The 6000-nt window shown below is 61.8% G+C and carries 3 protein-coding genes; 1 reads left to right on the top strand and 2 read right to left on the bottom strand.

Annotation, left to right across the window (positions count from 1 at the left end; genetic code table 11):
- Positions 1-369 precede the first annotated feature (369 nt).
- On the top strand, positions 370-2325 hold the full coding sequence (locus D0Y60_RS21330) for a M23 family metallopeptidase (RefSeq protein ID WP_117371965.1): 1956 nt from the start codon (positions 370-372) through the stop codon (positions 2323-2325).
- A gap of 50 nt (positions 2326-2375) precedes the next feature.
- Here D0Y60_RS21330 and clpB read toward each other — a convergent pair whose 3' ends face one another.
- Complete coding sequence (gene clpB, locus D0Y60_RS21325; protein ID WP_117371964.1) at positions 2376-4982, bottom strand: ATP-dependent chaperone ClpB; 2607 nt, start codon at positions 4980-4982, stop codon at positions 2376-2378.
- Between the two features lie 254 nt (positions 4983-5236).
- On the bottom strand, positions 5237-5929 hold the full coding sequence (locus D0Y60_RS21320; protein WP_117371963.1) for a DUF4167 domain-containing protein: 693 nt from the start codon (positions 5927-5929) through the stop codon (positions 5237-5239).
- Between the last annotated feature and the right edge of the window lie 71 nt (positions 5930-6000).

Here is a 6000-nt window from a genome sequence, read left to right as displayed (position 1 = left end):
ACCAAATCAGGCCCTATTCTCACCAGCTCCATCAGGAAACCTTAGAGCGAGTTCGTCGGCCGCCAGAAGCGCCGCCGCTCTCGTTCGATGGCCGGGTTATAGGCCCACACTTTCAGGCCGTCAACAGCGATGTGACACTTTTTTGAAAAAATCTTCGGGAAAATGCGTTTACCCGTTATTTACCGCACTGCAACGCCTGATTTTCCGGGATTTTGCACTGCAAAAAGCGCAAACAAGGCAAACTGCCCTCAGAATTTCACAATCCGCGCTCCTATAGAGACGCATAAGAACCGGCGCGATTTGACTCACGAGCATACCTGCGTGCATCTTCCCGCGCTGAAGCGACAATACAGGGCGAATGCAATCGGCATGACCACCGACCGGAACATGATCCGATCCCTCGGCAATGAACCGCCGATCCTCGCCGACGGGCGCAAGGCGCCCGACCGTCGCGAGATTTCGCTGCGCTGGCTGTCCGGCACCTTCCTGACCGGCATCACCTCTTCCATTCTGATGGGCGTCGCTCTTTTTGCCGCCCTCGACGGTCGCCAGCAGCTTGCCATTCCGGCAGAAGCCTATGCCGCGATTGGGACGGCCAACCAAACGAACAAGACCGGCGAAACAGCCAAACGCGGGGAACGCGTGCTGGAGCCCGCCATCGTCGCCAAACCCGCCGACAAGAAGATCATGGAAATCTCCACCATGATCCATGACGGCCAGAAGGAAGTGGTGCGACGCCAGCCTTTCGCGCATGTGAAGATGGCACTCGCCGCTAATCACGCAACGACCGAGGACTACCCGCGCTTCGATCCGCTGGCGATTTTCTCGACCAACGGCAAGGATGCGGCATCGGCTCCGCGCATGGGCACGATCTATGGTTCGGATGTCGAATCCGAAGTGGCCTTGCAGACCGACGCCTTCCCGACCGGCGGCTCGGCGCTCGACTATGCCGACCAGATGTCCATCGAAGAGGTCGAGGAGAATGTTCGCACCAACGGTTCCGTCCTGACGGACGGCGATACGCAAGTCGCCTCCCTCTACTATGTCGATCCGCAGCGCTTTGCGTCCGAGGGATCCGACCTCGACCTGCTGCAGGGGCTGACGGCGCGTGTGGTCGAAGAGAACATGAGCGTTTCGAACTTCGATACGGCGACCCCTGACGATACCGAATATGCCGACGACGTCATTCCGGTTCGTGCCTCGGCCGATATCACCGAGATCATGACGGCCGCGGGCTATACCAAGGCCCAGGCCGAAGATCTCTCGGCCTATCTCGAGGGCCAGTTAGGCAGCAAGCAGCTCGCGGAAGGCGATGTTCTGCGCATCTGCATTTCGCAACAGGGCAAGGAAGCCAGCATCGTGCGCGCCAGCGTCTATTCGCGCGGGCACCATGTCGTGACAGCCGCACTCGATGATTCCGGCCGCTTCGTCAGCGGCGCCGAACCGCCCGTGCTCGATGCCGTGGCCACCGCCTTCGATGCCGACGACCGGCCGACCATCATCGCCGGCCGTGATCTGCCGCGCGTCTATGACGGCATCTATCGTGCCGCGCTATCTTACGGCATGGGCCAAGACATGACGGCGGAAATCATTCGCGTTCTCGCCAGCAATGTCGATTTCCAGGCACAGCTTCGTCCAACGGACTCGCTCGAGGCCTTTTTCTCGGTGACCGATGAAAAGGGCCTGGCGACGGAGGATTCGGAAATCCTCTTCCTCGACGCCAAGTTTGGCGACTCGGAAACCCGGGTCTACCGTTTCCAGAACCCGGAAGACGATTCAGTAGACTATTACGACGAAGACGGCAAAAGCATTCGCCAGTTCCTGCTGCGCAACCCGGTTCCGAACGGCACATTCCGCTCCGGTTTCGGCATGCGCCGCCACCCGATCCTCGGCTTCTCGCGCATGCATACCGGCGTGGACTGGGCCGCGCCGCGCGGCACGCCGATCATTGCGGCCGGCAACGGCGTGGTCGAAAAGGCTGGCTGGGATTCAGGCGGCTACGGCAACCAGACGCTGATCCGCCACGCCAATGGCTATGTTTCCTCTTATAATCACCAGAGCGCCATCGCCAAGGGTGTAAAGGTCGGCGCGAAGGTGCGGCAGGGCCAGGTGATCGGCTTCGTCGGCACGACCGGCCTTTCGACCGGCCCGCATCTGCACTACGAATTGATCGTAAACCGCAACAAGGTGGATGCACTGAAAATCCGCCTGCCTGGCGGTAAATCGCTGGAAGGCAAGGCGCTGGCCCAGTTCGAGACCGAGCGCAAGCGCATCGACGACCTGCTCGGCCGCGGCGACCCGACACAAGTTGCCGAAACCCACTAAAACAAAAAAGCGCGGGCCAGGACCCGCGCTTCTTTTTTGACATTGCCGGCTTAGGCGGCCTTGTTCACCGCGGCATTGCGCGGCGAGAAGAGCAGCCGGTCGGAACCGGCCGTCACCTTGACGGTCGAACCGTCGAGAATATCGCCCGAGAGGATCTTCTCCGCCAGCGGATCCTGCAGGTGCTTCTGGATCGCCCGCTTGAGCGGACGGGCACCATAGACCGGGTCGTATCCCTTCTCGGCCAGCCAGTGCACGGCCTCCTCGTCGAGATCGAGAACGATCTTGCGATCGGTGAGCAGCTTGCGCAGCCGTGCCAGCTGGATATCGACGATCGCGCCCATTTCCGACCGCTTCAGGCGATGGAACAGGATGATCTCGTCGACGCGGTTCAGGAATTCCGGACGAAATGCCGTCTTCACGACATCCATCACCTGGTCGCGAACCGTATCGCTGTCCTCGTTCTCGCCGAGCGCCGTCAGATATTCCGCACCGAGGTTAGACGTCATAATGATCATCGTGTTGCGGAAATCGACGGTGCGGCCCTGGCCATCGGTCAGGCGGCCGTCGTCGAGAACCTGCAGGAGCACGTTGAAGACATCCGGATGCGCCTTCTCGATCTCGTCGAACAGCACGACCTGATAAGGCCGGCGGCGGACGGACTCGGTGAGCGCACCACCTTCCTCATAGCCGACATAGCCGGGAGGCGCACCGATCAGCCTGGCCACGGAGTGTTTCTCCATGTATTCCGACATGTCCATACGCTGGATCGCCGTCTCGTCGTCGAACAGGAAGCGGGCGAGCGCCTTGGTCAACTCCGTCTTGCCGACACCGGTGGGCCCAAGGAAAATGAACGAGCCGATCGGCCGGTTCGGATCCTGCAGGCCGGCACGGGCACGGCGAACGGCACGCGACACCGCCTGAACGGCATCGCCCTGGCCGACGACCCATTTGGCGAGTTCGTCTTCCATGCGCAGCAGCTTGTCGCGTTCGCCTTCCAGCATCTTGTCCACGGGAATGCCCGTCCAGCGGGAGACCACATGGGCGATGTTGTCGGGGGTCACGACCTCCTGCACCATCGGATCGACGTCTTCGGCATCACGGCCTTCGGCATCCTCAAGCTCTTTCTCGAGCTTCGGGATGATGCCGTAGGCCAACTCGCCGGCGCGCTGGAATTCACCCTTGCGCTGGGCAATGGCAAGCTCGTTGCGCAGCTCGTCGAGCTGACGCTTCAAGTCGGCGGCGCGGCCGAGTTTCGACTTTTCCGCCTGCCAGCGGGCCGTCAGCGCATCGGCTTCCTCTTCCAGCGCGGCAAGATCGATCTCGAGCTTTTCGAGGCGATCCTGCGACGAGCGGTCGGTTTCCTTCTTCAGGGCCTCGCGCTCGATCTTCAACTGGATGATGCGGCGATCGAGTTCATCGAGCTCTTCCGGCTTGGAATCGACCTGCATGCGCAGCCGCGAGGCGGCTTCGTCCATCAGGTCGATCGCCTTGTCCGGCAGGAAGCGATCCGTGATGTAGCGGTTGGAAAGCGTCGCGGCGGCAACGAGAGCCGAATCGGAGATCCGGACCTTGTGATGCTGCTCGTACTTTTCCTTCAGGCCGCGCAGGATCGAGATCGTATCCTCGACGGTCGGCTCGTCCACCATGACGGGTTGGAACCGGCGGGCAAGGGCCGCGTCCTTCTCGACATGCTTGCGGTATTCGTCGAGCGTGGTCGCGCCGACGCAGTGCAGCTCGCCGCGGGCAAGCGCGGGCTTCAGCAGGTTGGAGGCGTCCATCGCCCCGTCCGCTTTGCCGGCGCCGACCAGTGTGTGCATCTCGTCGATGAACAGGATGATCTCGCCGTCTTCCGCCTGCACTTCGGCAAGAACGGATTTCAGGCGCTCCTCGAATTCACCGCGATATTTCGCACCGGCGATCAGCGCGCCCATGTCGAGCGCCATCAGCTTCTTCTCTTTGAGGCTTTCCGGCACGTCGCCATTGACGATGCGCAGCGCAAGCCCCTCGGCGATCGCCGTCTTGCCGACGCCGGGTTCACCGATCAGAACCGGGTTGTTCTTGGTGCGGCGCGACAGGACCTGGATCGTGCGGCGAATTTCGTCGTCGCGGCCGATGACAGGGTCAAGGCGGCCTTCGCGCGCATCGGCGGTCAGGTCACGGGCGAATTTCTTCAGCGAATCGAAACCCTGCTCGGCGCTCGCCGTATCGGCGGTGCGGCCCTTGCGGATGTCATTGATGACCTGGTTGAGCTTGGCGGCGGTCACGCCGGCTTTCGCCAGAATGCCCGAGGTCTCGGCAGATTTTTCGATGGCAAGCGCCAGAAGCAGGCGTTCGACCGTTACGAAGCTGTCGCCGGCCTTCTTGGCGGCGTCTTCGGCGGTGGAGAAAACCTTGGCGAGCGGCTGCGAGAGATAGACCTGGCCGTTGCCGCCGGAAACTTTCGGCAGTTTGGCAAGGGCAGCGTCATTGGCCATCCGCGCATCGCGCGCATTGCCGCCGGCCCGCTCGATGAGCGATGCGGCCATGCCCTGCTCGTCGTCGAGCAGCACTTTCAGCACATGTTCAGGCGTGAACTGCGGATGGCCATCGGCCAGCGCCTTGGTCTGGGCGGACTGCAGGAATCCACGCACGCGTTCGGAATATTTTTCAATGTTCATATAGGCCTCCAGGACTCGGCCGGCCCTTCAGGCACCGGTCGACGATTTGAAGATAGGCTCCCATCAAGGCGAACCTTTCATGCTTGCGGCGCGCCGGCCTTGCGACCGGTCAACCGCCTGAAAGGAATATGGTGGAGGACATTTGCGAATTAAAGGATCGCCGCGAGCCCTAGCTGATATTTTTCCAAGCGACCTGCGTAAACGCAAGAACCCGGCACAAGGCCGGGTTCCTGATGGTTCTGACACGCGCTTCGTTACTCCGAAGCGGGCTCGAGCGCCGGAGAATCGTCGCCGGACGATGCACCGTCTTCACCTGCAGCCTGACCTTCGCCACGACGCGGGCGGCGCGGACGCGGCGTATTGCTGCGGCGGCGCGGTGCGCGACCGGCAGGCGCTGCGGCTTCTTCTTCAAGCGCGACTTCGGCCGGCGTTCCGTCGATGACCGGCTGAGGGCCGGATCCATCGATGACCGGTTGCTCGACGACCGGCTTGGGCGCCGGCTTCGGCGCAGGCTTGACGACAGGCGCCGCGGCAACGGGTGCCGACTCTTCCACGGGTGCTGCATCGCCATCGTCCTGATCGCGATCGTAACCGTCATTATCCTCGTTGCGCTCGACATTGTCGGCGCGCTCGTCACGCGGGTAGCGTTCCTGCATCTGCGCCTGCGCTGCCGCGATGATGCGGTTGTAGTGCTCGGCGTGCTGCAGATAGTTTTCCGCCATGACGCGGTCGCCGGCGCTCTGGGCGTCGCGTGCAAGCGTCGAATACTTCTCGGCGATGTGCTGGGCCGTACCCCTGATCTTCACGTCCGGACCCGAGCTGTCGTAGGTCCGCGTCAGAGGATTGCCGCCCTTGCGGTGGTTGTTGTGGTTATTGCTGTTATTGTTGTTGTTATTATTATTGTTGTTACGCCCGCGGCCGCGCTTGTTTTGCTGTCCTGGCCTCATATTTCACTCACCTAACGTATCGTGTCTGGATGATCATGTGTCTGCACGCTTGATCCGGCCATGCCAAATCA

This window comes from Shinella sp. WSJ-2, from assembly GCF_003432075.1.
In the GTDB taxonomy this organism is placed as follows: Bacteria; Pseudomonadota; Alphaproteobacteria; order Rhizobiales; family Rhizobiaceae; genus Shinella.
Note: the sequence above shows the minus strand (reverse complement) of the source record. Positions and strands in the feature narration are given on the sequence as shown.

What these genes read in the sequence shown, in the direction of transcription:
- D0Y60_RS21330 (WP_117371965.1), top strand. Translation starts at nt 370, where the DNA reads ATGACCACCGACCGGAACATGATCCGATCCCTCGGCAATGAACCGCCG.
- clpB (WP_117371964.1), bottom strand. Translation starts at nt 4,982, where the DNA reads ATGAACATTGAAAAATATTCCGAACGCGTGCGTGGATTCCTGCAGTCC.
- D0Y60_RS21320 (WP_117371963.1), bottom strand. Translation starts at nt 5,929, where the DNA reads ATGAGGCCAGGACAGCAAAACAAGCGCGGCCGCGGGCGTAACAACAAT.